This window comes from Marinobacter sp. es.042, assembly GCF_900188315.1.
Lineage (GTDB): Bacteria > Pseudomonadota > Gammaproteobacteria > Pseudomonadales > Oleiphilaceae > Marinobacter.
The window spans coordinates 1,628,738-1,655,646 of the sequence record NZ_LT897781.1 but is presented as its reverse complement, the minus strand read 5'-3'; the positions used below and the strand labels follow the sequence as shown (position 1 = coordinate 1,655,646).

Below are 26,909 nucleotides of genomic sequence, written 5' to 3'. Positions count from 1 at the left end.
ATTGGCGCCGCTTCCGTGCCTGTCTGTGCCTTCATGCCGGTGTAATATCGCTACTCTGTCATTCGGCACCAAGGTTACATAGAATACGCGCAGTTCCCAGCGACCTCCACGTTTCAGCGGATACCGCCAGAGAGACCGATTTGAGCATCATTTTCCGTTACCTCATACGCCAGATCATGATCAGCATGGTTGCCGTTTCGGGCATCCTGCTGCTGGTGTTCATGAGCGGCCGTTTCCTGAAATATCTCGACAGTGCGGCCCAGGGCAGCATTTCGGCCGGTGTGCTGCTGGAAATCATGGCCTTCCGGTTTCCGGGTTTTCTTGAGCTGATTCTGCCCCTCGGGCTGTTCATCGGCATTCTGCTCGCCTATGGGCGTATGTATCTCGAAAGCGAAATGACGGTTCTGTCCGCCTGTGGGGTGAGTGACAAGGCACTGTTGGGAAAAACGCTTCTGGGCAGTCTGCCAGTGATGCTCATTGTCGGTGCCATGAGTCTCTACGTGTCGCCCTGGGGAATGAATCAGGTTCAGGAAATTCTGAACGAACAACGAAAGGCAACCGAGTTTGAAATGCTTGCGCCCGGGCGCTTCCAGGATTTTTCCTCTGGCGGACGGGTGACCTATACCGAGGCTTTGAGTGAAGACAAGCGCCAGTTACAGGGCGTTTTTATCGCCGAGTACGCACCGGACGGGCGTGGCCTGACAATCATAACCGCAGATTCCGGCTCCCAGCTGATCGATCCGGAAACCGGCAGCCGTTTTCTCATACTGGAAAACGGCGGTCGCTTTGAGGGCGCCGCGGGCCAGCTGAATTACAATGTGATCGATTTCGAAGCCTACGGTCTGAAGATCGAGGGCGGCGAGGCTGGCACCAAGCAGCGGGAAGAGGGCGCCAGTACCTGGAGCCTGATGCAGTCAGACCGCCTGGAAGATCGTGCGTTGCTGCACTGGCGATTTTCGCTGCCGCTGATCGTGCCAATCGTAACGTTGCTGGCTGTGAGGCTGAGCCGCGTGAATCCACGCCAGGGCCGGTTTTTTCATCTGTTGCCGGCAATGCTTGTCTACATTACTTATCTTGGCCTGCTCATCGTGGCCCGGGACTGGCTGGCGGCCGGTAAGGTCCCGGAATGGCTGGGCATGCTCTGGGTTCATGCGCTGTTCCTCGGCTTTGGCTTATGGCTTCAGTTCGGCCCTGCCTGGTTGTACCGGCGCCGTCTGATTCGGGATGGGGGTGCTCGTGCGTAAGATTGACGGGTATGTGATGCGCACGGTTGGCGGCGCGATGTTCCTCGTGATGATGGTGGTGTTGTCCCTTGATCTCATTTTTGCGGTCATCGCTGAACTGGATGATATCCGCAACAACTATCAGATACTGGACGCACTCTGGTATGTCTTTCTGACCCTGCCAAGACGAATCTACGATTATTTGCCGCTGGGTGCCTTCATGGGTTGCCTGGTGGGCCTGGGTTCTATGGCCAGCTCGTCGGAGTTGACGGTTGTACGGGCTGCCGGCGTATCGCTCAAGCGTATTGTCTGGTCCGCGATGAAGCCGGCGCTGGTTATCGTGGTTCTGGGTGTATTGATAGGCGAATATCTGGCTCCGCCTGCCGAGCGCGTGGCCCAGAGTTACAAGGCGGTGGCGTTGGGCGCCGGTAGCAACGTGGCGTCGGCTTCGGGGGTCTGGCACAAGGAAGGGGATTCATACATCCATCTGAATGCCGTGCAACCGAATGGCGTCCTGCATGGGGTGTCGCGTTTCCAGTTTGATGATGATCGGCAGCTGCTGGCCGCAAGTTTTGCGGAGCGCGCGATTTATCAGGGCGACCACTGGTTGCTGCAGAATGTTCGCACCACGAGCTTCGAGGATGATCGGACAGTAAGGGTTGACGACCGGACCCTGCGCTGGGAAACCGGCCTCTCGCCCGGCGTTCTCAGCGTGTTGATCGTGAAGCCCGAGAATCTTTCGATGACCGGACTCTACACATACGCCACCTATCTTGGCGAGCAAAGCCTGAGCGCCTCCCGCTATTGGCTGGCGTTCTGGAAGAAGGCGCTCATGCCTCTGGGAACGGCGGTCATGGTGCTGGTGGCAATTTCCTTCATATTTGGGCCATTGCGCTCGGTTACCATGGGCTTCCGGGTTTTTACCGGGCTGTTGGTGGGGCTTCTGTTCAAATATATGCAGGATTTTCTTGGGCCAATGAGCCTTGTATACGGGTTCAATCCAATGCTTGCGGTGCTGGTGCCCATCGCGGTTAGCGCCGTGGCTGGTGGCATCCTGATGCGGCGGGCTGGTTGACCGGCCCTGCTATCCCGCCGGCTCAACCATTACTTTTTCGTCGCTTCTTGCGGTACGGATACAACCACGCTGTCAGAGAGGCGGTCGGTAATGGAAAGACCATTGATCGGATAGAACAGCGCAACGATAGCAGGAATGCTCAAAAACAGAGTGGCTGCACCGATATAGTAGCTGCCCAGAAGTGTCAGGAAGATCACAACCGCCGCCGTCACGTAACGCCTGAGCGCCTTGCTCCAGCTCACCGAAGTGCCATCGATGTTTTCAATGCGAATCCGCCAGACCTGCATCCCCAGGGTCTGGCCAATGCGCGTCCAGAAATAGGCAAAGAACAGGTAAAGAATCAGGAACAACGTGAACGTCAGCCCCGGGTCCCCGGAAAGCTGGCCTGCCTCGGCCATCTGTTCGTACCTGTCCCAGCCAGTGATCCAGCCGGCCACCACGGTGTAGCCCCAGGTAGCAACAAGCAGTACAGCGATGCTGATCAACCCGTCGTAAATAATGGCAAGGGCACGTTTGAGGGCAGTGGCTGGTGGGAATAGTTCCTCGGCGTCATGGAAGCGTCGGGGCATGGAATCTCCTGTGATGTTTCACGTTTTTCCTGTTCTCGGCGTGTGCTAGAGTAGCCGATTTGCACAAGCATGTAAGTATCCGTATTCAATCGCGGACCGGGCGGCATTTCCGCCGGGTTTCTGGAAAGGTATCAAAGGGCTATGAAAACCGCAGAGTTGCGACAGGCGTTCCTCGATTATTTCAAGCAGCAAGGTCACACCATTGTTCCAAGTAGTTCGCTGGTACCTGCGGACGACCCCACATTGTTGTTTACGAATGCGGGAATGAACCAGTTCAAGGACCTGTTCCTGGGTCGTGAAGAGCGCGACTACACCCGGGCAACCTCGTCCCAGAAATGTGTTCGCGCTGGCGGCAAGCACAACGACCTCGAAAACGTCGGTTACACCGCCCGTCACCACACCTTCTTCGAGATGCTGGGCAACTTCAGCTTCGGTGATTACTTCAAGCGGGAAGCCATCAACTACGCCTGGACATTCCTGACGGGCGAAAACTGGCTGAACCTGCCCCAGGAAAAACTCTGGGTGACTGTTTACGCAGAAGACGACGAAGCCTTCGATATCTGGAACAAGGAAATCGGGGTTCCGGCCGACCGAATCATCCGTATTGGCGATAATAAAGGCGGCCGTTACGCCTCTGACAACTTCTGGCAGATGGGGGACACCGGTCCCTGCGGTCCCTGTACCGAAATCTTCTACGACCACGGTCCGGATGTTGCTGGTGGTCCTCCCGGCTCACCGGAAGAGGACGGCGACCGTTACATCGAAATCTGGAACGTTGTGTTCATGCAGTACAACCGCACCGCCGCCGGAGAGATGCTGAAGCTGCCCAAGCCGTCTGTTGATACTGGCATGGGCCTGGAGCGCATAACGGCGGTTCTGCAAGGTGTTCACAGCAACTATGAAATTGATCTGTTTCAGGATTTGCTGGCAGCCGCCTCACAGATTCTGGGCGGTGCTGCAACCACCGAAGCATCTTTGCGCGTGGTCGCGGACCACATCCGCTCCTGCGCCTTCCTGATCGCGGACGGCGTCATGCCCTCAAACGAGGGGCGCGGTTTTGTGCTGCGCCGTATCATTCGCCGCGCGGCACGCCATGGCAACAAGCTGGGTGCAACCGGGCCGTTCTTTTACAAACTCACCGGTGCACTGTGCGAGCTGATGGGCGAGGCCTTCCCGCAGCTGGTTAGCAGCCGCAAGCAGATTGAGAAGGTGTTGTTGCAAGAAGAGGAGCAGTTTGCCAAGACGCTGGACAAGGGTTTGCGTCTGCTTGAGCAGGACATTGCCGAACTCAAGGGTACCGAGATTCCGGGTGAGACAATTTTCACGCTTTATGACACCTTTGGTTTCCCGGTTGACCTGACCAACGACATCGCCCGCGAGCGAGGCCTGACGCTGGATTACGAAGGCTATGAAAAGGCGATGGAAGGTCAGCGCGAGCGCGCCCGTGCAGCCAGCAAGTTCGGGATCGACTACAACGCCGCGGGCCTGCAGCTTGAGGGCAAGACCGAGTTTACCGGTTACGAGCACATTGACGGCCACGAGAAAATCCGTGCAGTCATCGTCAACGGCGAGGAAAAGACCGCCGAAGCCGGTGATGAGGCCGTTGTGGTGCTCGAACGCACGCCGTTCTATGCCGAGTCTGGTGGCCAGGTCGGCGATACCGGTCTGCTGACCTGGAGCGGCGGCCGGTTCAAGGTGACGGATACCCGCAAGGAAGGGGATAACCACCTGCACCTTGGCACCCTGATCGAGGGCGAGCTGTTTCCGGGGCTGGAAGTCGATGCGCGGATTGATCACGCCCGTCGCGAGCGAACCAAGCGTAACCACTCCGCTACCCACCTACTGCATGCGGCCTTGCGCAAGGTACTGGGTGAGCACGTTAGCCAGAAAGGGTCACTGGTGGACCCGGAAAAACTGCGTTTTGATTTCTCCCATTTCGAGGCCGTTACTCCGGAGCAGCTTCGCGAGATTGAGCGCCAGGTGAACGAGCAGATACTCGAAAACAGCCCGGTCCAGACCGAAATTACCGACATGGAAAAGGCCCAGGAAAAGGGTGCCATGGCGCTGTTCGGGGAAAAGTACGGGGATGTGGTTCGGGTACTCAGCATGGGTACCGACAATTACTCCGTTGAACTGTGCGGAGGTACGCACGTTTCCCGTACCGGTGACATTGGTCTTTTCCGTATCACCTCTGAAAGTGGCATTTCATCCGGCGTCCGTCGTATCGAAGCCGTTACTGGCATGGGCGCGCTGGACTGGATCGACGGCACCGAGCGTACCCTTCGCGAGGCGGCCCGTCTGGTGAAAGGCTCCCGCGAGTCGGTCATTGAAAAGGTCCAGCAAACGATTGACCGCAACCGTCACCTTGAGAAGGAAGTGGATGCCCTGAAGGCAAAACTTGCTTCCTCGGCCGGTACCGATCTGGCCAGCACCGCTGTCGACGTCGGCGGGCTCAAGGTGGTGGCTTCCGAGTTGGAAGGTGCTGACCGAAAGGCCCTGATGGAGACGGCCGATCAACTGAAGAACAAGCTGGGTGAGGGCATTGTGGTTCTTGCCAGCGTGGAAGATGGCAAGGTGACTCTGGTTGCCGGTGTTACAAAATCGGCCACGGGCCGGATCAAGGCCGGGGACCTCATGAAGCATCTGGCCGCCCAGGTCGACGGAAAGGGCGGGGGGCGACCCGATATGGCTCAGGGCGGTGGCAACGATCCATCCAAGCTGGAGGATGCCCTGGCGGGTGTTGCCGGCTGGGTCGAGAAAAATATCGCTTAAGCAACTGTTTTTGTGAGCGGGCTGGGGTTTATAATCCCGCCCGTTTCTTCTAAGTGGCGGAGCATCACTCCGCTGTGAGTCCCCGTTTCGGATATTGGGAAAATAATGGCTCTGTTGGTTCAGAAATTTGGTGGCACCTCGGTTGGAACAACCGAGCGTATTGAAGCGGTAGCCGAGAAGGTGAGCCGTTTTCGGAAGGAAGGTCATGATGTTGTTGTCGTGGTTTCCGCCATGAGCGGTGAAACCAACCGGCTGATCGCCCTGGCCAACAACATCATGGAGGAGCCGACGCCCCGTGAGATGGATGTGCTGGTATCCACCGGTGAGCAGGTAACCATCGCGCTCCTGTCCATGGCGCTGCAGAAGCGCGGCTGTGAAGCGCGGTCCTACACCGGTTCACAGGTGCGCATCCTGACCGACAGCAGCCATACCAAGGCGCGGATCAAACAGATTGATGAGCAGCGTATGCGCGAAGATCTGGATGCGGGTCGAGTGGTGGTGGTTGCCGGATTCCAGGGCATCGACGAGAGTGGAAACATCACCACGCTGGGACGGGGTGGGTCTGACACCACGGCCGTCGCGTTGGCTGCCGCACTCAGGGCAGATGAATGCCAGATATATACTGACGTGGATGGTGTCTATACAACCGATCCCAGAGTTGTAGACACTGCGCGCAGGCTTGAACGGATTACGTTCGAGGAAATGCTTGAAATGGCGAGTCTGGGTTCGAAAGTGCTCCAGATCCGCTCGGTAGAATTTGCAGGTAAATACAACGTTCCATTAAGGGTTCTTTCCAGCTTCCAGGAAGGCGAGGGCACCCTGATTACTCTTGAGGATGAAAACGCCATGGAACAACCGGTTGTTTCCGGCATAGCTTTTAACCGTGATGAAGCCAAACTGACCATTGCCGGCGTACCGGATACCCCGGGCAGCGCGCTGCGCATTCTGAAGCCGGTGAGTGACGCCAATATAGAAGTGGATATGATCGTGCAGAACGTGGGTGAGGACAACCGCACAGCCTTCACGTTCACCGTCCATCGCAATGATTTCAAGCGTGCGAAAGAAGTGCTGCAGCGAGTTGCTGACGAACTGGGCGCTCGTGAAGTGGCCGGCGACAGCAAGATTGCCAAAGTCAGCATCGTGGGTGTCGGTATGCGTTCGCACGCTGGTGTGGCAACTCAGATGTTCGAGGCGCTGTCCAACGAGGGAATCAATATCCAGATGATCTCCACATCAGAAATCAAGATTTCCGTGGTGATCGACGAAAAATACCTTGAGCTTGCGGTTCGCGCGCTACACAGTGCATTTGAACTGGACAAGCCCGCGGTAGCGGAAGAGGCGTGAAAACCGCAGATAAAAGGTCGGTCTGCGGGGCCTCCGAAAAAAGGGCATCATATACTGAGCCTATGGCAAACGTGCACCGTATAAGGGGATGTGTGTCTCTAGATCAGTAAGTGATCCAACTATAAAAGCAATAAATAGATCAAAAAACCATTTATCGGAACAGGTAGCTCTGGATAGGGAGTAAGGGATATGTTGATTTTGACTCGCCGCGTGGGCGAAACTCTGATGGTCGGCGACGATATCACCGTCACCGTCCTGGGAGTGAAAGGCAATCAGGTGCGCATTGGCGTCAATGCCCCGAAGGAAGTTGCGGTTCACCGTGAAGAAATCTACCAGCGGATTCAGTCGGAAAAAGGCTCTGAAGAGCCCGAGCCCGGCAACAGCTGAGAGACAGAAAGCCGTTCATGGGAAACCTGAACGGCTTTTTTGATGGTGTGAGGAAACGGGCCTGAAAAATCTCGTGTCAACCCTATGAAAACAGAAAAATTATGGTAGTATACGCCCCGTTCTCAAGGAGAGGTGGGTGAGTGGCTGAAACCAGTTCCCTGCTAAGGAACCGTACGAGCAATCGTACCGAGGGTTCGAATCCCTCCCTCTCCGCCATTTCCTTTTTTGAGGAAAGCGAGACAGGTTGAAGTAGCACTCAACCACAGCAAGTGATCAATGTGCGGCTGTAGCTCAGCTGGATAGAGTACCTGGCTACGAACCAGGCGGTCGGAGGTTCGAATCCTCCCAGCCGCGCCATCGATCAACTTGCCACTAGTTTTAAGCGGCTGTAGCTCAGCTGGATAGAGTACCTGGCTACGAACCAGGCGGTCGGAGGTTCGAATCCTCCCAGCCGCGCCATATAAAGACCAAAGCGCCTCAGTTTGTGCACCCCACAGGCTGGGGCGTTTTGCTTTGTATAGCTGGGAGGATTTGAACCGATAAGAGGTTCGACCGAAACCCACGCAGTGGGTTGAGGAACGCCGGAGCAATGCGACGGCGACCCCGAAGGGGTGAGGGCCAAAGGCCCGAATAATCCTCCCAGCCGCGCCATATCAAACAAAAACCCCCGCCCTGTGCGGGGTTTTTTGTTTGCATCTCCTGCTGGCCGATGGACAGCATAACCCCGCCTGACTACTTTTATTTATTAAAGCCTCGTTGCCCATCAACCTCTCGGTATTTGCGTTTTGAGAGGCCTTTTGAGCGGCTTTTGATTCAATGAGTCCCTGATTGGCTGACTGGATTTATGTCCAAAGATTGGGATCCCCACAAGTCCGTACCGCCCCCCGTTCATCGAGTTGAGCGAAAGGAACCTTTGCCCTGGCAAACGCCAAAAGCGGCGGAGGACGACCCGGAAGCACTCGAGCGGGTTCAGGCACTGATTGCGAGCCCGGGTTATCGTCAGGCTGACCGCGATGTTGAATTTCTGAACGAGAACGACACTCGTGGTGTACGCCTGCAGATTGACTATCTGAAGCCCGAACTGTTGCTGAAGAAGCATGGAATCGAGCACACCATCGTAGTGTTTGGTAGCACTCGCCTGCATCAACCCGAGGCGGCACGCCGTAAAGTTGCAGCTCTCGAGGAGGCATCGGCGGGCAGCCCTGAAAACGAGGACCTCCGGCGTCGTCTGCAAGTGGCAAAGGCGATTGAATCGAAAAGCCGTTACTACGAGGAAGCGAGGAGATTGGGAAGGTTGGTTGCGGAATGCGGGGAGGGCCCCGAGGATTCTCGTGTGACGATGGTTACGGGCGGTGGGCCGGGCATCATGGAGGCGGCAAACCGAGGCGCCTTTGACGTGGGAGCCAAATCCGTCGGTCTTAACATTACGCTGCCCCACGAGCAGTTTCCGAATCCCTACATTACTCCGGACCTGTGTCTCCGGTTTCACTATTTTGCCATGCGTAAACTCCACTTTTTGAAGCGGGCGAAAGCACTCGTTGCCTTTCCGGGAGGCTATGGCACGTTGGATGAGCTGTTCGAAACTCTGACGCTCGTTCAGACCCGAACCATTGCGCCATTACCGATTGTGTTGGTTGGAGAATCGTTTTGGCGCGAGGCGGTAAATGTCGATTTCCTTGTCGCTGAGGGTGTGATCGACGAAGAGGATCGTGAACTGTTCTGGTATGCGGAAACCGCCGAGGAAATTTGGGACGGAATCCGACACTGGCATCGGGTCAGCGGCAGTCCACTGCCGAACACCAACTAAAGGAATCAGGCTGATGGAGATTTCATTTCACGGGGCCGATCTGGGCGTAACCGGATCATGCCATCTGGTCCAATGCGGCGGCCAGAAGATATTGATTGATTGCGGCCTTTACCAGGGAGGGCACGAACTGAATGAAGAAAATCGGGCGCCGCTTGGTTTTGATCCGGCTGATATAGATTACCTTTTGCTCACTCACGCCCACCTCGATCATTGCGGAAGAATACCGCTTCTGGTGAATCGAGGCTTTCGCGGCGAAATCATCACAACCGCGGCGAGCAGGGAGTTGGCCAAGCTGGTTATGCTGGACGCGGCAGGACTTCAGGAAGAAGAGGCTGAGAGACAGGCCCGAAGACATGCTCGACATGGGCGCAGCAAAGAAGAGCTGACTGGCCCGCTATACACAACGCTGGACGCGCTCAACAGCCTCGATCATTTTGGCCGCACAGCGACGTATGGGGAGGCTATAGCTCTTGGAAAGGGCGTTCAGGCGACTTTTTCTGATGCCGGGCATATTCTGGGTTCCGCATCTGTTTTGCTGGAACTTGAAGAGGAAGGAAGAAAGAAGCGGGTGTTGTTTTCCGGGGATCTTGGCTACCAGGGGCGCGCTATACTGCGGGATCCGAATCCGCCTTCAGATGTGGATGTGGTCGTGATGGAAACAACCTACGGCGATCGTCTGCACAAGTCGCTTAAGCCATCCGTCGAAGAGCTCTATGAGGCAATCAACAGCACGTTCGCAGCTGGCGGAAATGTCATCATCCCTACCTTCGCCCTGGAGCGAGCTCAGGAAATCCTTTATTACCTTCGGGAGGGCATCAAGGCTGGAAGCCTTTCTGGATCAATTCAGGTGTTTCTGGATTCCCCGATGGCGATCTCTGCGACAGAGATCTTCCGACGTCACCCGGAGTGCTATGACAAAGACGCCTGCGAACTGTTCGGTGAAGGGCAGGACCCTTTTAATTTTCCCGGCCTCCACTTCGTGCGTCAGACGTCCGAGTCGATGGCTCTGAATCGGCTGGGAGGGGGCGCCGTCATAATGGCGGGTTCAGGAATGTGCACTGGTGGCCGGGTTCGTCATCATCTCAAGCACCACTTGTGGCGCAGAGACTCCAGTATCGTGTTCGTCGGATTTGCCGCCAGAGGCACGCTGGCAAGGCTTATTGTGGATGGTGCCCAACAGATTCGATTGTTTGGTGAGGAAATTCCGGTACAAGCCAACATCTATACTATTGGAGGATTCTCCGCCCATGCAGACCGCGATGAGCTGTTGGCCTGGCACCGACGCACCGGGAGTCCGGGGCGAACTTTTCTGGTCCACGGAGAGCAAGATACGATGGAATCGTTTGCTGCGCAGTTGAGTAACACGGAGGTCATCATGCCAGGCCTACACGAGGCGTATTCCCTTTAGTTTGCTGGCCAATGCCATAGTGCAAGGGGGGCCAAGCTCATGGATAGCGACGAGACAGGCAGTCACTTGCTGTGCGTCAATTTATAGTTGATCAGTATTTGCGCAACCCTCTTCTCCGAGCCTAACCTCAAGGATGCATGGAAATCTAATTTCAGAAAGGAGGTCCAACCATGAACAAGACACTCAATGGTAGATACAAAGATCACGACCAGGCCAAGAATACCTGGGACGACCTGATTGCAACGGGCATTCCTCGAGACAACATCTTCATTGACGAGGAGGCCAAGGTGGTCAAGGTGAGCGTGCCTGCAGAAAGTGAAAGGGAAATTCTGGAGATATTTGAGCGGCACCAGCTCCACTGACGCGAGCGGATCCGAAAAAGGGGCGGGCAACCAGGAAGGGTTGCCCGCCCCTTTTTCGTTAACAAGAACTTACAAACGGAACCGCGCGACCAGATTCTGCAAATCGCTCCCAAGCCTGGCCAGCTCGCTACTGGAGCTGGCGGTCTGGTTCGATGAAGCGGCGGACTGATCGGTAACATCCCGAATGCTGGTGATGTTCTGATTGATTTCCTCAGCCACGGATGTTTGTTGCTCGGATGCCGTAGCAATCTGACTGTTGTACTGTTTGATCTCCTCTACAGCACGGGCAATGCGCTCAATGGTCGTTCCGGTTGCCGTCGCACGTTTAAGGGTGTTCGAGGCCATGCTGGTGCTGGACTCCATGGCGGACACCGAGTCACCGGCGCTGTTCTGAAGTGACGTTACCAGAGTCTCGATTTCCCGGGCCGATGATTGTGTCCGCTGTGCGAGCGAGCGCACCTCGTCGGCCACCACGGCAAAGCCGCGACCCTGCTCGCCAGCCCGGGCTGCCTCGATCGCGGCATTCAGCGCCAGCAGGTTGGTCTGCTCGGCGACGGATTTGATGACATCCAGAACGGTGCCGATGTTGGCCGTCTCTTTCTGGAGCCCCTGGATGGTTTCCATGCTCTGGCTGACTTCTCGCGCCAGGTTGTTGACCTGATCCACGGTCGCGCGGACTTCCCGCTCACCGTCGCTTGCCTGGCTGGCCGCATTGGTGGCCACCGAAAAGGCCTGTTCGGCGCTGCGGGCGATTTCGCCAACGGTTGCGGTCATTTCGTTCATGGCCGTGGCAACCTGATCGGTTTCCTGCTTCTGACGACTGATGCCATCGCTGGTCTGGCTGGTAACGGTTGAAAGTTCCTCAGCAGAGGCGGCGATGTTGGAGGCGCCTGATTCAATGCTTCTGACCAATTCCCTGAGACTGGTTACCATTGTCGCCAGGGCGGCCATCAGTCGACCAATTTCGTTGGTGCCACTGGCCTTGATGTCCACTGTCAGATTGCCAGAGGCAACTTCGGAGGCAATATTTACCGCCTGATTGACCGGGGAAACAATCGCGCGAGTAATCAGAAAAGCCATCAGAATGCCGAGTAACAAAGCGATAACGGTGGCAGTGAAAATCAGCCAGGATGCCTGCCGGCTGTCAGCTTCCATCTTCTCGGCCTGATGTGTCCGGAGGCTGTTTGCCGATTCGATGGCACTCCTTGCGGTGTTGACCATGTCATTCGACAGCTGCTCTCCTGCGTTGGTCAGATCAACGACTGTTCGAAATTCGCTGACATAGGTTTCGAGCGCCGCATTGATCTGTTCTTTTTCTTCTGCGGTGATCGCACCCGATTTGATTGGACCCTGGACCCTTTGCGCATCTTCGAGATATGCCTTAACACTGGCCTCGTCCTTCTCAATAAGGAACTTGCGCTCAGAGCGACGCATATCCTCGAATATGGCCGAGGCAAAGAAAAGGGAGCTGTGGGCCTTGAGGGATGAGCCGAAGATGCGTGCACTGGTCTCAAGCCGTTCGAGCGCTTCTTCCCGTCCACTAATGTTTGCCTCAACATCACCCATCAGCTGCTGGTAGTCTTTTACATCCGCCTGAATTCCGCCGAGTGTGTCGATATCTTCAGGAACGTGAAGCAATGGTTTGATGTTACTGATCAACTCCAGAACCCGGTCGCCCTGGGCCTGTGTCCGGGAGACAGCCTCAGTTTCACCGGTCAGAAGGAAGTTCTTTTCTTCAACCCGGGCTTCGGTCAGGTTGGTGTTCACTTGCCCGAGCATGGCGACGATATTTGAGCGCTGGCCATAGCTCTCAAGGGCCCGATCGCCCACCAGTCCCACCACAATGGTCAGCAATAGCAGAACCGAAAAACCTCCAGCTAATCTGGTCCGGATGGTCATGTTGGTGAAGAAGCTCGACAGTGTCATGGTTGTCCTTGTTTCTTGAGGGCTGTATCAAAGAATGGTTTCGCCTCACTTTCTTCGCAGGGCAGGAAATGCAATTGATACACCCAGGCGATTTCAAATCTTTTATTTGCAGCTATTAACGCCGTTTTTCTCGCAATAATCCAGAGGCATACCGTAACAGTTAGTTTCTGGAGGGGGCGGATTTGATTCGGAAATTCAGCTTTTCGCTGAAAAATAAAATCATTAAGTAGCGAGTCAACGGGTGCCGAAAGATGAATCGTGTTTGAAGGGGTTTTAACTGTGGTCGGTTCAAAAGCTGTGACAAAACGTCGCACCCGTGAATTGAGGGGTGTGCACAAGGATTGGCAGAAATAGAAAGAACTCTGGTAATTGATTTTGTCTTAACTGGCTGAGTTCTTGAGATAACTCTAATGGATGTTGGTTTTGTGAGCTGAGAGCTGACTTATTGCGATTTCAGGGTCTGTGCACCAAGTAAAAGCATTTAGAATGTTTCATTCTAGATTGCCTTGCCATATAGACCCAAAAGAAATTTGCTTATCGTTATTCGTGATTTAGTCTTGTAAGTGAGCAGTAAACCAAAACAGCTTTGGTTCTGGACTCTCTGAGATAAGCAAAGGGAAAGGTTATGACAATTACAAAAAGATATTTTGCGAGAAATCGACTCGCCAGCGCTGTGCTTTGTTCCATGATTGGCCTGCCGTATGTGGCTGTTGCGGCAACGATGGACGGAGTGAACGAAGAGAACCTTGCGGTTCCACCGGTTGAAGGAAAAACCCTGGTGTATACCGATACAGAGGGAACTGCCAGCTTTGGGTGGCTTGATCCGGTTAACGATTTTGGCAATGTAGGGTTGGGGATCAAGGTCTATAACGAGCCGTTCACCGCTCAGGAAATATACGATTTTGCAGGGTGCCTGATGGCCCAGCCGGATCGTGACCCCGGCGACAACTGTACAGCTCCGCCTGATTCCGGAAAGCGTTTCAAGCTGAAAACAACCGAAACCAATGGTCCCATCGACATCGTTGTCGATGTGTCAGCCGATGATTCGATAAGTCTCTATCGTGTGATTGGCAAGTTTTCCAATCTCACCGACGCCTCCAATTCAGTTGGCGGTGATTTGAATGCGATTCGTTTCGAGCTCGGTTTTGGGGTTGGAAGCGAGTTTATGCGGTCATCTGTTGGTGATGGGCTGGGCTTTGGTTTCGATGGTAATGACAAGCTTAGCATCGGGCCGGTTGGTAAATACCCCGGCGGCCTTTTCGGTGGTAGTAAAGTTGAGGGATTACCTTTCTTCAGCACCGAGGTTGCCCCATTTATTGAGTCGCTTGCTACGGCTGATGATGGGGATGTGCTCGAAACCAATGGCACCATTGCCACGCAGTACAGTTCTTTGTTTGATGATTGGCGGACGTTGAGCGAAACGCCCAACGGCTGGTTTATTGATGATGACGGCAACCCGGCTAATGATTCGATTCTCCTGGCTTGGAATGCTGGTACGGTGGACGCGCCGAACTGGCAGACATATGAGAAGGTTTTCGAAAACGTAGTGGTAGAAAGCCGAGATCTTGATGGTGATCCTGCCACCCCCGAGATCGACATCAACGCTCAGGATTACGATCCAAACGTTGTGCCTTTTGCTACGGTGCTCAATGAAGGAGGAAATCCGACTGTAATTGATGTGAGTGATGTTCTGCCGATCGTGGAAACCCTGGGCGAGGGTGATGCAGCAGGAACTGTTGATGATGCGCTCTCGCTTGTGGAGAGGGCTGCGGATGACCTGTATGACGGCACGTTCAAGGTTCTGATCGATGGCGAGGCGGTAACCGTTGATGCCTTCGCCGAATGGGCTAATAACCCTCCGAAAGTCCTCAATACTTCAGACGATTCCCTCTATGCCACATGGAGGTCTGATGAGGGTGAGGATGGGTTGTATGAGTTGGCGGACGGCTCATTCGAAACCCTTGAAACTGTAAACGCAACGATTCTCGCTGATGAAGCTGCATATGAACGCGTTGCCGGTTACGTTCAAGGTCCGATTGAAGATCTTGCTAACGTCAATATCAACCCCACGATTTCGGTGGGCGCGGCTGCCAATTGGCCAACCTGTACTGGTGATGGTGTGAGTACCACTTGTAGCTTCACGTTCAGGGTTTCTGGTCTGAATGGTGCAGTTGATGAGCCGATGATTCCGGATACTCCGGTTGAACCCGAACCGGAGGAGCCTACTGTAGCTCCCAGTAGTGGCGGCGGTACCATCTTTGGTTGTACAGCAGGCAAGCCGGGTGCTCCGTTCGATCCAGTTCTGCCAGGCCTGGTTCTGATGGCGTTGGGCGGCTTGTGGATGCGTAAGCGTCTAAGCAATCCCTGAATAGCCTGTTGGTAAAAGGCGCAAATAAAAAACGGGGCTGAAAATCAGCCCCGTTTTTATGTGGTCCGGAACAGAAACTTCCGACTACTGGCTGTTCGAGCCTTTCATCTTATACTGCTGATTCTTGCCGTTACCGCCACCTCCGGCGCCCTGTCCATTTTTCTGGCCCATCCCTTGGCCATTCTGCATGCCCATGCCTTGGCCGTTTTTCTGACCCATGCCCTGGCCTTTGCCCATTCCTTGCCCGGAACCCTGTCCCATGCCGTTCCTGAGTTCCACGCCACGCTCTCTGGCTCGTTCCATCATCCGCTCATGGTGCAGCTGGCGATATTGCGCCCGCTCGGAGTCGGTATTCAGGTTGCCCATGGTTTCCCGGTGCTGCTGCAGCTCTTGCTGGGTCATCAGTTCCCGTCCGAAAACCTGATCGTCTGACTGGGCGGCAACCGGCATACTGGCCAAAGACACCAGCAACGTGGCACCAGCAATCAAGCTCAATGAATTTTTCAGTCTCATAATTAATCCCCTTTCGTTCTATGGATATAACTAAAGTATAGGCCAAGTGAGGAACTTTGGGGTTATGAGAAGTACGTATCTTTTCTCCGAGCACCAGGTCGCTCTTAAAGGAGGTGACTCTTGGGCGAACGATGGTTCACCACATCAGATCATCAGGGATTTCGTAGCCTGCGTAAGGATCATCCTCTCCTATGTCATCTTGCTTGCGGTCATGCAGCACCACCACAGCGTTCTCATCCCGCTCCATGATTTTTCGGGCAACACCTTCCGCCACAATCTCGTAGTTATCGTTCACGAAAACAATTGCCAGGCGGCCTCGGGATAGCTGATCGACCATAGTGTCGTCCACGAAGAGCTTCTTGATCTTCTTGTCATGAACAAACTGATAGGAGGTTTCGCCGCGGCTCCGGTCCAGTCGGTTGGTTTCTACCAGTTGCCGGATCTGGGCTTGGATGGATTTCTTTTCGGCAGCGCGCTGGCGCTCCAGGTTGAGTTGGCGATCCCGCTCTGCTTTTTCCTCACGGGCCTCGCGTGCACGGATCTCGGCCTCGTTAACTTCCACAGCACCCTTGGGTTGCTGCTTTCTTTTCTTCCGTTTTTCGCTGCGAATGGCCTTGGCTTTTTTCTCGTCGGCAAGGCCGGCCTTCAGCAATTGATCCTGCAGGGATGCCATCAGTAACTCCGTTCTTTCGTTGCAGATTCTGGTATCATTCCGGCCTAGTATACGCCCTCATTATTGCCTTCATAACCAGCTTCCGCTGAATCCGGGATTTTCTTCTATGTCTTCTTTTAACGACTTTGGCCTGTCTACCGCCATGTGCTCGAACCTCGACCAGCTCGGGTTTGCCCAACCCACAGAGATTCAGGCGAAGGCCATTGCCCCGGGGCTTGCGGGAAAAGACATCATTGCCATGGCCAAAACCGGTAGCGGAAAAACGGCGGCGTTCGGCATCAGCCTGGTTGAGCGGCTCAATCCCCGACTGTTTGCGGTTCAGGCGCTCGTGCTGTGCCCGACCCGTGAGCTGGCAGACCAGGTCGCTAAAGCTATCCGTGAGCTGGCGCGGGCCCGGGACAATATCAAGGTGCTGACTCTGTGTGGGGGTGTTGCCATCGGTCCCCAGATCGGGTCCCTGAGCCATGGCGCCCATATTGTTGTGGGTACCCCGGGCAGGATTCAGGACCACCTGCGCAAGCAGACCCTCTCGCTGGCGCGGCTTAAAACCGTGGTGCTTGATGAGGCGGACCGAATGCTGGATATGGGCTTTCAGGAAGCGATGGAAGACATCCTGTCCCAGACTCCGCCATCACGCCAGACCATGATGTTTTCGGCGACCTGGCCGGCGCCCATCCGTGAATTGAGCAAGCAGTACCAGAAAAGCCCGGTAGACGTTCGGGCCGAGGACACCGGTGACAACCCGGACATTGAAGAGCTGTTCTACGAAGTGTCGCCACAGTCCAAATCGGATGCCATCGTGGCGCTGCTTTCCCAGCGACAGCCCGAGTCCTGTATCGTTTTCTGTACCACCAAGCAGCAGTGTGACGACATGGCGGCGGAACTCGGTGAGCGGGGTTTCTCTGCGCTGCCTTTGCATGGCGATCTGGAGCAACGGGATCGAGACAGCGTGCTCGTGCGCTTTGGCAATCAGAGCTGCTCCATCCTGGTTGCCACCGACGTGGCTGCCCGTGGCCTTGATATCAAGTCCCTACCTTTGGTCATCAATGCTGAGCCCGCGCGGGATCCCGAAGTTCATACCCATCGGATCGGGCGCACCGGCCGGGCAGGGGAGCAGGGGCATGCCGTTACCTTTTGCACGCCAGCCCAGGGGCACAAGATTACCCGCATTGAGTCCGAAAGAGGCCGCAGCGTGACATGGGGAGACACAGAGAAACTCCTGGCGACGCCGCTGAAACCGGTCGTGCCCGCCATGAAGACCCTGTGCATTGCCGGTGGTCGCAAAGACAAGGTTCGTCCTGGCGATGTCCTGGGTGCCCTGACGGGCGAAGCAGGCCTGCCTGGCAAGGCTGTCGGTAAGATTGATCTGTTTGATCATCAGTGTTTTGTCGCGGTAGAGAAGTCGCTTGCAGCTAAGGCATTGGCCAGGCTCGAAAGTGGCAAGGTCAAGGGTCGGAAAATACGCGTTCGATATGCCTGAATGAGAATTGCTTCGTTTGTATAAATGCGTGTCTTTTCGAGCCGCGACGCTCGGAAACCCCGTATAGATTTTTGCATTCAGGTTGCCCAAGCACCTTGAAAACGGTAAATTACGCAGGATTTTGCCCCCCGAATTGTCGCGGAAGCATGTTAGACCTTAGTCTAACTGGTCAGTCCGGACACAGATCGGGAGAAATATAAATCAATACAGGTAGCTGTTCGATATGAATGACCTGATGTCACAAGCCGTCGATCTGATGATTGCCGGAATGGGGTTTGTATTCGTGTTCCTCATTATTCTGGTGTTCGCGACACTCCTCATGTCCAAGCTCATAGGACGGTTTGCGCCGCCAGAGCCGGCAACCCCGGCCAAAACGCCACGTGCCAAGCCGAAGGCGCCCGCGTCGGTTGACCCTGACACCGCCGAGGCCATCAAGAAGGCGATTGCACAATTCCGGTCCCGCCACAAGAAGTGAACCGGTAAAAGACTAGAACCTTTAAACAGAAGGCTGACACGATGACTGACACAAAGAAACCGCTGGGGATTACGGACGTTATCCTGCGTGACGCCCACCAGTCCCTGCTTGCCACCCGTATGCGGCTGGATGACATGCTGCCAATTGCCGAGAAACTCGACAAGGTCGGTTTCTGGTCCCTGGAATCCTGGGGCGGCGCTACCTTTGATTCCTGCATTCGCTACCTGGGCGAAGATCCCTGGGAGCGCATCCGCGAGCTGAAAAAAGCCATGCCCAACACCCAGCAGCAGATGCTGCTACGCGGTCAGAACCTGCTGGGCTATCGTCATTATGCGGATGATGTGGTGGACCGTTTCTGTGAACGTGCCGCTGAAAATGGCGTTGACGTATTCCGTATTTTCGATGCGATGAACGATCCCCGTAACCTGGATCGTGCCATTAAGGCCGTTCGCAAGACCGGCAAGCATGCCCAGGGCACCATTGCCTACACCACCAGCCCGGTGCACACCATCGAGATGTGGGTAGAGCTTGCGAAAGAAGTTGCCGATATGGGTGCGGACTCCATTGCGATCAAGGACATGGCCGGTATCCTCAAGCCGTACGTGGCCTATGATCTGGTCAGCCGTCTGAAGAAAGAACTGGATATTCCGATCCACATGCAGTGTCACGCCACCACTGGCATGTCGACCGCTACCGCCATCAAGGCTGCGGAAGCCGGTATCGATAACGTGGATACGGCCATCTCCTCCATGAGCATGACCTACGGTCACTCGCCCACAGAGGCCGTGGTTGCGATCCTGGAGGGCACTGACCGTGACACCGGCCTGGACCTCAACCTGCTGGAAGAAATCGCCAGCTACTTCCGCCAGGTGCGCAAGAAGTACGCGAAATTCGAAGGCAGCCTGCGTGGCACCGATTCCCGCATCCTGATCGCCCAGGTACCGGGTGGCATGCTCACCAACATGGAAAACCAGCTGCGTGAGCAGAACGCCAGCGACAAGTTCGACCAGGTTCTGGACGAGATTCCCAAGGTTCGCGAAGACCTGGGCTTCATCCCGCTGGTAACCCCGACTTCCCAGATCGTCGGTACCCAGGCGGTACTGAACGTTCTGACCGGCGAGCGCTACAAGTCTATCTCCAAAGAAACCTCTGCGATTCTGAAAGGCGAGTACGGTGCTGCACCGGCGCCGATGAACAAGGAACTGCAGGAGCGTGTTCTGGATGGCAAAGAGCCTGTGACCTGTCGTCCGGCGGATCTGCTTGAACCGGAAATGGACAAGCTGACTGACGAACTCAAGAAGCTGGCCGACGAGAAGGGCATCAAGCTGGCTGACAACGTTGAAGATGACGTTCTCACCTACGCGCTGTTCCCGCAGATCGGCCTGAAGTTCCTGGAAAACCGTGAGAATCCGGATGCGTTCGAGCCGGTTCCGACTGCTGAAAGCGCTGCTCCGGCCGCGAAGTCTGAAGGCCCTGAGACCTACACCGTTGAAGTGAATGGCAAGAAGTTTGTGGTTGCCGTTTCCGAAGGTGGCGAGATCAGCCAGATCCAGGGCGAGGGCGGTGCTGCTTCCGCACCGGCTGCTTCCTCGGCTCCGGCACCCGCAGCGGGTGAAGGCGAGCCTGTGGTTGCACCGCTGGGCGGCAACATCTTCAAGGTTCTGGTTTCTCCGGGTGACACCGTGGAAGAGGGCGATGTGATGATTATCCTCGAGGCCATGAAAATGGAAACCGAGGTTCGCGCGCCAAAAGCCGGCACAATCGGCGAAGTCTTCATCAAGGTCGGTGATGCCGTCTCCCCTGATGACGAAATGCTGACAATCGCATAAGGGCCAGCATTCCATGGAAAAATTAATGACACTCTGGACAGGCAGCGGCTTGTTCAACATCGAGATCGGCCAGGTGATCATGATCGCCATCGGCCTCGGTCTTCTCTATCTTGCGATCAACAAGAAATTCGAGCCGTTGCTTCTGGTACCCATCGGGTTCGGCGGCATCCTGGCGAATATTCCGGAGGCAGGCCTTGCCCTGACTGCGGCGGAAAATGCCATCCATTTTGCTCTGAAGGAAGAGTCAACTCAGATTCTGGCTGCTCTGGCCGCACCTCTGGATGTGGCCTACCAGGTCGGGCAGGCGGTGACGCCAGAGTTGAAAGACGCCTTCAAGGTGGCCGTAAAAGAGGCCAGCTACTCCGAAATGGCGATGGCCAACTCCCTGGCCCAGGATTTCGGTTACGGCAATGGCATGCTCTATAACTTCTACTCCGTGATCATTGGCAGTACGGTTGGTCCGCTGTTGATCTTCATGGGTGTGGGCGCCATGACCGATTTCGGTCCGTTGCTGGCTAACCCCAAAACTCTGCTTCTGGGTGCTGCTGCCCAGTTCGGTATCTTCGGTACCGTAATTGGTGCTGCGCTGCTGGACTGGACCGGTGTTCTGGAGTTCAACATTCTGGAAGCCGCCGCTATCGGTATCATTGGTGGTGCAGATGGACCAACCTCCATCTATGTTTCCAGTGTTCTGGCCCCGCATCTGCTGGGTGCTATTGCGGTCTCTGCCTACGCTTACATGGCACTGGTGCCGATGATCCAGCCGCCGATCATGAAAGCACTGACCTCCGCTGAAGAGCGCAAGATCAAGATGACGCAGCTGCGTCCTGTCAGCAAGCAGGAAAAGATCATTTTCCCGCTGGTGGTTCTGATTGCGGTCGTTCTGTTCCTGCCGGATGCAGCGCCGCTGCTGGGTATGTTCACCTTCGGTAACCTGATGCGTGAATGTGGCGTGGTAGAGCGTTTGAGCGACACGGCCCAGAACGCGCTGATTAACATCGTGACCATTTTCCTTGGCCTGTCCGTTGGTTCCAAGCTGATGGCAGACAAGTTCCTGGACGCCCAGACCCTGGGTATCCTTGGCCTGGGTATCGTGGCCTTCGGTGTGGGTACTGCCTCGGGTGTTCTGATGGCGAAGCTGATGAACAAGCTGAGCAAAGAGCAGATCAACCCGCTGATCGGTTCTGCCGGTGTATCTGCGGTGCCGATGGCCGCGCGGGTCTCCAACAAGGTGGGCCTGGAAGCCAACCCGCAGAACTTCCTGTTGATGCACGCCATGGGTCCGAACGTGGCCGGCGTTATCGGCTCTGCGGTTGCTGCGGGTGTAATGATCAAGCTTCTTGGCTGATTTGTTCACCGCAGTACAAAAAACCCCGCCTCTGCGCGGGGTTTTTTGTGTCTAATGAAAATTCCTGGAATTCACGGGTAACGACTGAATCAGGTGGCTGAGGTCCGAAAGCCGACCTGCCATCACATGCACAATGTCCCCCTGTCGCTCCAGCACTCCCTTCACATGCAGCAATCGGGCAGTGAGTAACGGCTTGCGCTGTCGCCGTGCCGTTTCCAGCCACACCACCACGTTCACGTTACCGGTTTCGTCTTCCAGGGTGACGAAGGTGACGCCGGAGGCGGAACCGGGTCGCTGGCGGCCCGTGACAAGACCGGCGACCTGAACCGGAATACCGGCTTTGGTACTTTTCAGTTGTTCGGCACTGAGGCAGAACTTCAGGTGGCCCTGTTCCCGGAGTAGCGCCAGCGGGTGGCGCTGCAGGGTGAGGCCCTGGCTGGCGTAGTCGGCCAGCACGTTCTGGCCTTCCGAGGGTTCCGGCAATTGTTGGCAATACTCCGCCTGATAGTCGACAGCGGTCTCTTCAACGAACAGTTCCGTGGGCTGTTCGTGGTCGAGCAGCTGCCAGTACGCCTGGTGGCGGTTGGCGGTGAATGCCGGCATGGCGTTGGCGCCGGCCAGCAGTTCCATATCCCGCTGGTTCAGGGTGGCCAGGCGGCGAAGTTCGCTGGCAGAGCGGTAGCCCTCTGCTGGCCGGTTCTGGTGGATACGCTCGGCGCCGTTAACGGACAGGCCCTGGATGATTCTCAGGCCCAGGCGCAGGTGGCGGTCTTCGCCTTGCAGGGTGTGGTCCCACTGGCTGGCGTTTACATCCGGCGGCAGCACCGTGACATCGTGCCGGCGGGCGTCCTGCACCAGTTGTGAGGGAGAATAGAACCCCATGGGCTGGCTGTTCAGCAGGGCGCAGTAGAAGGCTGCAGGGTAATGACGCTTGATCCAGGCGGAGACATACACCAGCAGAGCAAAGCTGGCGGCGTGGGATTCGGGGAAGCCATAGCCGCCAAAGCCGCAGATCTGCTGGTACAGCCGTTCGGCGAAGTCGGCATCGTGACCACGCTCGAGCATACCGGTGACCAGCTTTTCCCGGAACGGGGTCAGGTCGCCGTGGGATTTCCAGGCCGCCATGGCCCGGCGCAACTGGTCGGCTTCGCCGGCGGAGAAGCCGGCCGCCACCATGGCCAGTTTGATCACCTGCTCCTGGAAGATGGGCACGCCAAGCGTGCGCTCCAGCACCTTGCGCACGGCATCGTTCGGATAGTCCACCGGCTCCAGGCCGTGCTTGCGGCGCAGGTACGGGTGCACCATGTCACCCTGGATGGGGCCCGGCCGAACGATAGCCACCTCAATCACCAGGTCGTAATAGGTTTCCGGTTTCAGGCGGGGCAGCATGTTGATCTGGGCCCGGGATTCCACCTGGAATACGCCGATGCTGTCGCCGGTCTGAAGCATGGCGTAGGTGTCACGGTCTTCCTGGGGAATGTCCTGTATCCGGAACGTCTGGCCTTTTTCCTCGCTGATCAGTTCCAGCGCTTTTCGAATGGCGGAGAGCATGCCAAGGGCCAGCACATCCACCTTCATCAGCCCCAGGCTCTCAAGGTCGTCCTTGTCCCACTGGATTACGGTGCGGTCGGCCATGGCAGCGTTCTCCACCGGCACCAGTTCGGCCAGTGGCCCGGCGCTGATCACGAAACCGCCCACGTGCTGGGACAGGTGCCGGGGGAAGCCCAGCAGGGTATTGACCAGGGTGAAGAACTGGTCCGCCACCTGTGGGTTGCGGGTGATTTTCTTGTCCAGAATCTGCTGGCGCCAGTTGGTGGCCTTGTCCCGCCAGTCGATGCCCTCCAGCAGTTGCTCCACCAGAGCCGGATCAAATCCCAGGGCCTTGCCAACATCACGAATGGCGCTCTTGGGCCGGTAACGGATCACGGTAGCCGCCAGGGCGGCCCGCTCACGGGTATAGCGCCGGTAGATATACTGGATAACCTCTTCACGCCGCTCGTGCTCGAAATCCACATCGATATCGGGCGGCTCGTTCCGATCCTTGGAAATAAAACGCTCGAACAGCAGTTCCACCCGGGCCGGGTTTACCTCGGTGATGCCCAGGCAATAGCAAACCGCAGAGTTGGCGGCTGAACCCCGGCCCTGGCAGAGAATCCCCCGGCTGCGGGCAAAGTCCACGATATCGTGGATGGTGAGGAAGTAATGCTCGTAGTTCATCTCCGAGATCAGGCCCAGCTCCTTGCGGATCAGGCTCTGAACCTGCAGCGGTGTGCCATCCGGGTAACGCCGGCGCTCGCCTTCGCGGGTCAGCCGTTTCAGGTAGCCGGCCGGAGTTTCGCCCTCCGGCACCAGGTCTGGCGGGTATTCATAGCGCAGGCTGCCGGGCTCGAAGGTGCACTGGCTGGCAATGGCCAGGGTTTCATGCAGCCAGGCTTCCGGAAACAGCCGTTGCAGGACGGGCAGGGGGCGCAGGTATCGCTCGCCATTCTGGAACAGGCAGTGGCCGGCATTCTCCAGATTGGTGTGATTGCGCAGTGCTGTCAGTACATCCTGCAGCGGCTGGCGCTCGCGGCTGTGCATGTGCACTTCGCCCACGGCAGCCACGGGAATGCGCAAATGATCGGTCAGCCAGTGTATCCGCGCCAGCCGCTGCTCCTCGCCGGATTCCAGGGTGCGGGCCGCGGCAATCCAGATCCGGGGATCAAACAGGCGGGCCAGCCACTCGCCGCAGGCCAGCGCCTGATCGGAATCCGCTTCGGTAGGCGATGGGGGCAGCCACAGGCACAGGCAGTCATCCAGGATGTGGGTTTCGATGTCCCGGTAAAACAGCTGGTAATGGCCTTTTTCAGCCCGGCGACGACCGGTAGTGATCAACTGGCAAAGCTGGCCATAGCCTTTGCGCGTGCGGGCCAGAAGGATAAAGCGGGGCTGAGTGGCGCCGGCGGGGGCATCCGACAACTCAAACCAGCTGCCGGTAATGAGTTTTACCGGGCTTTCTGCCAGCGCCGCCCAGGCCCGGGGAATGCCGGCAACGGAGCAGGCATCGGTGATGGCCAGGGCGGTGTAGCCCAGATCATGCGCTCGCTTAGCCAGTTCGTGGGGATGAGAGGCCCCGGTGAGGAAGGTGAAATTGCTGAAGCAGAACAGCTCCGCATACTGCTGCCCGGACATCAGCCAAACCACCCATGCACAAACCAGCCTTCCCGGGCATCCCGGAAGACCCAGGCCAACTGGCCGCTGCTCAACTGGGCAATGTAATAATCCCGGTGCACGCGCTGGCCATCCCACCAGCCACCGCTGATGCGCTCAGGCCCGGAAAACCAGGTAACGGGCGCCTCGGTCAGCGGTTGTGGGCCTTTCAACAACCAGAGCGGCCGCCTGGGCAGTTCTGCTGCCGGTACTAGCGGCGTTCCGGTTTTACGCAGAACTTCCGAGGCCGACCAGGCCCGTTCGGGACGATGATCCGCCTGGGGCGAGAGTTGCCTGAGAGCCTGATCGCCCAGACGCGCCTGCAGCCGGCTGATCAGGGTATGCCAGGCTTCATTCAGATCCTGGGTTTCACCCAGCAGATCCTGCCCGGAGGGTGCTTCCCGTGACAGGAAACGCTTCACCAGCAAAACCATGGAGATAACCGGGGCGCTCAGGGTATGCTGCTCCAGCCGCAGACGAACCAGGTTCAGGAAATGATCGGCACGGTGCTCCGGCCCGGATGTGCGAATCTGCAGCCGGGTTGGTTCCGCATGCCTGTGCTTCAGAACCAGCCGCAGGCTGTCGGTATCCTGCTGGCGCCAGCACAGATCCTCTTCCAGTTCGGCAAGCATGCGCTGGAGCGGAAACAGCAGCCCCTGGGTGTGTTCTATTTCCTGCACAAAATCCGCCTGTTGCCGGAACGAGTGGGGCGGCTGCCAGGGCGTGCGGGGATCTGGCCGGGTGCCCTGGATTTTCTGTATATAAGCCAGAAGTTCTGGAGACAGACGCCGTGCCAGTTCGCCGGGCGGTAAATCAAACACCTCTCCCAGCGTGTTCAGCCCCAGGCGCTGTAGCCGGGTACAGGCTTTCTCGTTGAATTCCGCTGCCAACAGGGGCATCTGGCTCAGGCTTCGAAGAATGTGGCCCTTGTCTGCCGTGCATTCCCCCTTGCCGGCGCGGGCAATCAGCCGGGCCGCCAGAGGGGTATAGCCAATACCGATCCAGGCATTCAGCTGGCGCTCATTCAGCCCCTGTTCCACGGTTTGCCAAACGGCGGGCAGCCCGCCATACAGTTTTTGAAGGCTGCCAATTTCGGCCAGCAGGCCATCGGGCGGCACCAGCACGATATGGGCAGCATAGCGGTACAGCCAGCGGGCCTGATCTTCCAGAATCCTGGCCTCCTGGGTTTCATCGGCCCGCACCATGCCCAGATCCGGCGCCAGGCTGATGGCGGTTTTCAGGCGCATGCCGCTACGAATACCCTGGCTCCTGGCGTCGGGGCAGGCCTGGATCACCTTCTGGCCAGAGCCTTCAACCACCACCAGGGCGCCCTCATCTTCACGGGTGCGCCGAATATGGTCCAGCACCAGGTGCGGGAAATGCAGATACAGCCAGAGCATGGAGCGTTATTACCCGGTTGAACCCGACCAGGGGCCCCGGACAACCCGGGTGGTTTCACGGAAGGAGAGATCGGCCCTCTGGGCCATGGCCAATGAACAGCGCTGCCCGGGCCAGCTACCCCGGCGCTTGAGCACATTCACCTTGAGATCCTGCTGCTCCCCCGGTTCCAGCTCCAGCCGCAGGGCAGCCGGAGAATTCTGCCCGGCGTAACGTCGTTCCCGGAACAGCACACACACATTGCTCCCGGCTTCGGCGGCCAGCTGCATGCGGCGGACTTCACGGGAAGCCAGCTTGCCCGGCCAGGCCATCACCAGGCCTGTTACTGGTGAACGCAGACAGTTCTCCAGTGTCCACAGAAAGTCGCCCTCATCTTCGGTATGGATCAGTACTACTTGATCCAGATTGACGCCTTCCCGGGCCAGGGCAGGGGCATAGGGCGTATGCGGCGGGTTCAGCCAGAACACGCTTTTACCTTCTCCGCACACCCGTTGCATTAGGGGCAGCAGCAAATGCAGCTCACCAATGCCCGGCGCATCCAGCAGGCATTCGCTCAGGGCACCCCGGGGCCAGCCCAGGCCTCCAAGCTGGTTATCCAGAACCTGATACCCGGTTGGCTCCGCCGGCTGTGTGGTCTGGGTGTGGCGGTGCCCCTGCCAGACACGGGCATCCTGCATCAGCGTGTTCAGAAGCTCGCTCATGATGAAAACTCTCGAAATACTGTTTAAATATACAGTATTCTGAAAGCGGCCAGATTTCAAGG

General features: G+C 56.8%; 21 protein-coding genes, 3 tRNA genes and 1 other RNA gene. 17 read left to right on the top strand and 8 right to left on the bottom strand.

The features are described from left to right. Positions 1–140 precede the first annotated feature (140 nt). Both lptF and lptG read left to right on the top strand, forming a co-directional pair. A complete protein-coding gene (lptF, locus tag CFB02_RS07835; protein WP_088557568.1) occupies positions 141–1,244 on the top strand; it encodes an LPS export ABC transporter permease LptF in 1,104 nt (367 codons plus the stop codon). Further along, entirely contained in the window at positions 1,237–2,298 is a 1,062-nt protein-coding gene (gene lptG, locus CFB02_RS07830; protein WP_088559197.1) for an LPS export ABC transporter permease LptG, read from the top strand. The genes lptF and lptG overlap by 8 nt, the downstream gene beginning before the upstream one ends. Positions 2,299–2,327: 29 nt before the next feature. On the opposite strand, the gene CFB02_RS07825 is transcribed toward lptG, so the two are convergent. Then, entirely contained in the window at positions 2,328–2,867 is a 540-nt protein-coding gene (locus tag CFB02_RS07825; RefSeq protein WP_088557567.1) for an RDD family protein, read from the bottom strand. 141 nt (positions 2,868–3,008) lie between these two features. Here CFB02_RS07825 and alaS point away from each other — a divergent pair, with 141 nt between their 5' ends. The 10 genes from alaS to CFB02_RS07775 all read left to right on the top strand — a co-directional run bounded on the left by alaS (position 3,009) and on the right by CFB02_RS07775 (position 10,947). Then, positions 3,009–5,639 (top strand): alanine--tRNA ligase, encoded by a 2,631-nt coding sequence (gene alaS / locus CFB02_RS07820; protein WP_088557566.1) that lies wholly within the window; start codon positions 3,009–3,011, stop codon positions 5,637–5,639. 105 nt (positions 5,640–5,744) lie between these two features. Beyond that, entirely contained in the window at positions 5,745–6,983 is a 1,239-nt protein-coding gene (locus CFB02_RS07815; RefSeq protein WP_088557565.1) for an aspartate kinase, read from the top strand. 189 nt (positions 6,984–7,172) lie between these two features. Further along, entirely contained in the window at positions 7,173–7,370 is a 198-nt protein-coding gene (gene csrA / locus CFB02_RS07810; protein ID WP_008172808.1) for a carbon storage regulator CsrA, read from the top strand. Between the two features lie 126 nt (positions 7,371–7,496). Beyond that, positions 7,497–7,586, top strand: a tRNA-Ser gene (locus CFB02_RS07805). Positions 7,587–7,650: 64 nt separating this feature from the next. Beyond that, a tRNA-Arg gene (locus CFB02_RS07800) sits at positions 7,651–7,727 on the top strand. A 25-nt stretch (positions 7,728–7,752) separates the two neighbouring features. Beyond that, a tRNA-Arg gene (locus tag CFB02_RS07795) sits at positions 7,753–7,829 on the top strand. Positions 7,830–7,878: 49 nt separating this feature from the next. Further along, positions 7,879–8,021: non-coding RNA, RtT sRNA (locus CFB02_RS07790), on the top strand. Between the two features lie 193 nt (positions 8,022–8,214). Further along, positions 8,215–9,177, top strand: a complete 963-nt coding sequence (locus CFB02_RS07785) for a TIGR00730 family Rossman fold protein (RefSeq protein WP_172835812.1) — start codon at positions 8,215–8,217, stop codon at positions 9,175–9,177. 13 nt (positions 9,178–9,190) lie between these two features. After that, positions 9,191–10,585 carry an MBL fold metallo-hydrolase RNA specificity domain-containing protein gene (locus CFB02_RS07780; protein WP_088557563.1) on the top strand — a complete coding sequence of 465 codons (1,395 nt, stop codon included), beginning with the start codon at positions 9,191–9,193 and terminating at the stop codon, positions 10,583–10,585. A gap of 170 nt (positions 10,586–10,755) precedes the next feature. Next, entirely contained in the window at positions 10,756–10,947 is a 192-nt protein-coding gene (locus CFB02_RS07775) for a hypothetical protein (protein WP_088557562.1), read from the top strand. Between the two features lie 69 nt (positions 10,948–11,016). Here the strand turns inward: CFB02_RS07775 and CFB02_RS07770 are convergent, their stop codons facing one another. Next, complete coding sequence (locus tag CFB02_RS07770; RefSeq protein ID WP_088557561.1) at positions 11,017–12,873, bottom strand: methyl-accepting chemotaxis protein; 1,857 nt, start codon at positions 12,871–12,873, stop codon at positions 11,017–11,019. Further along, a complete protein-coding gene (locus CFB02_RS18090; protein WP_157677801.1) occupies positions 12,870–13,187 on the bottom strand; it encodes a hypothetical protein in 318 nt (105 codons plus the stop codon). The genes CFB02_RS07770 and CFB02_RS18090 overlap by 4 nt, the downstream gene beginning before the upstream one ends. A gap of 311 nt (positions 13,188–13,498) precedes the next feature. Between CFB02_RS18090 and CFB02_RS07765 the strand changes: the two genes are divergently transcribed. Next, entirely contained in the window at positions 13,499–15,241 is a 1,743-nt protein-coding gene (locus CFB02_RS07765; RefSeq protein WP_157677800.1) for a choice-of-anchor F family protein, read from the top strand. Positions 15,242–15,325: 84 nt separating this feature from the next. Here CFB02_RS07765 and CFB02_RS07760 read toward each other — a convergent pair whose 3' ends face one another. Then, positions 15,326–15,754, bottom strand: coding sequence for a hypothetical protein (locus CFB02_RS07760; RefSeq protein WP_088557559.1), 429 nt, complete (start codon positions 15,752–15,754; stop codon positions 15,326–15,328). Between the two features lie 136 nt (positions 15,755–15,890). After that, the gene (locus CFB02_RS07755; RefSeq protein WP_088557558.1) at positions 15,891–16,427 is read right to left on the bottom strand and encodes a DUF2058 domain-containing protein; all 537 of its coding nucleotides are present in this window, start codon (positions 16,425–16,427) and stop codon (positions 15,891–15,893) included. Between the two features lie 106 nt (positions 16,428–16,533). Between CFB02_RS07755 and dbpA the strand changes: the two genes are divergently transcribed. From dbpA to CFB02_RS07735, 4 genes are all read left to right on the top strand, one after another. Further along, positions 16,534–17,907 carry an ATP-dependent RNA helicase DbpA gene (gene dbpA / locus CFB02_RS07750; RefSeq protein ID WP_088557557.1) on the top strand — a complete coding sequence of 458 codons (1,374 nt, stop codon included), beginning with the start codon at positions 16,534–16,536 and terminating at the stop codon, positions 17,905–17,907. A 223-nt stretch (positions 17,908–18,130) separates the two neighbouring features. Further along, positions 18,131–18,382 carry an OadG family protein gene (locus CFB02_RS07745; RefSeq protein ID WP_008172126.1) on the top strand — a complete coding sequence of 84 codons (252 nt, stop codon included), beginning with the start codon at positions 18,131–18,133 and terminating at the stop codon, positions 18,380–18,382. A gap of 41 nt (positions 18,383–18,423) precedes the next feature. Continuing rightward, the gene (oadA, locus tag CFB02_RS07740) at positions 18,424–20,211 is read left to right on the top strand and encodes a sodium-extruding oxaloacetate decarboxylase subunit alpha (RefSeq protein ID WP_088557556.1); all 1,788 of its coding nucleotides are present in this window, start codon (positions 18,424–18,426) and stop codon (positions 20,209–20,211) included. Between the two features lie 13 nt (positions 20,212–20,224). Beyond that, positions 20,225–21,559: a sodium ion-translocating decarboxylase subunit beta gene (locus tag CFB02_RS07735; RefSeq protein WP_088557555.1), complete on the top strand. Its 1,335-nt coding sequence runs from the start codon at positions 20,225–20,227 to the stop codon at positions 21,557–21,559. 51 nt (positions 21,560–21,610) lie between these two features. Here CFB02_RS07735 and CFB02_RS07730 read toward each other — a convergent pair whose 3' ends face one another. From CFB02_RS07730 to imuA, 3 genes are read right to left on the bottom strand one after another with little or no spacing between them, the layout of a single operon-like run. Beyond that, positions 21,611–24,730, bottom strand: coding sequence for an error-prone DNA polymerase (locus CFB02_RS07730; RefSeq protein ID WP_088557554.1), 3,120 nt, complete (start codon positions 24,728–24,730; stop codon positions 21,611–21,613). Continuing rightward, positions 24,730–26,148 (bottom strand): Y-family DNA polymerase, encoded by a 1,419-nt coding sequence (locus CFB02_RS07725; RefSeq protein ID WP_088557553.1) that lies wholly within the window; start codon positions 26,146–26,148, stop codon positions 24,730–24,732. Before CFB02_RS07725 ends, CFB02_RS07730 begins: the two co-directional genes overlap by 1 nt. Positions 26,149–26,157: 9 nt before the next feature. After that, the gene (gene imuA / locus CFB02_RS07720) at positions 26,158–26,847 is read right to left on the bottom strand and encodes a translesion DNA synthesis-associated protein ImuA (protein ID WP_088557552.1); all 690 of its coding nucleotides are present in this window, start codon (positions 26,845–26,847) and stop codon (positions 26,158–26,160) included. Positions 26,848–26,909: the final 62 nt, after the last annotated feature.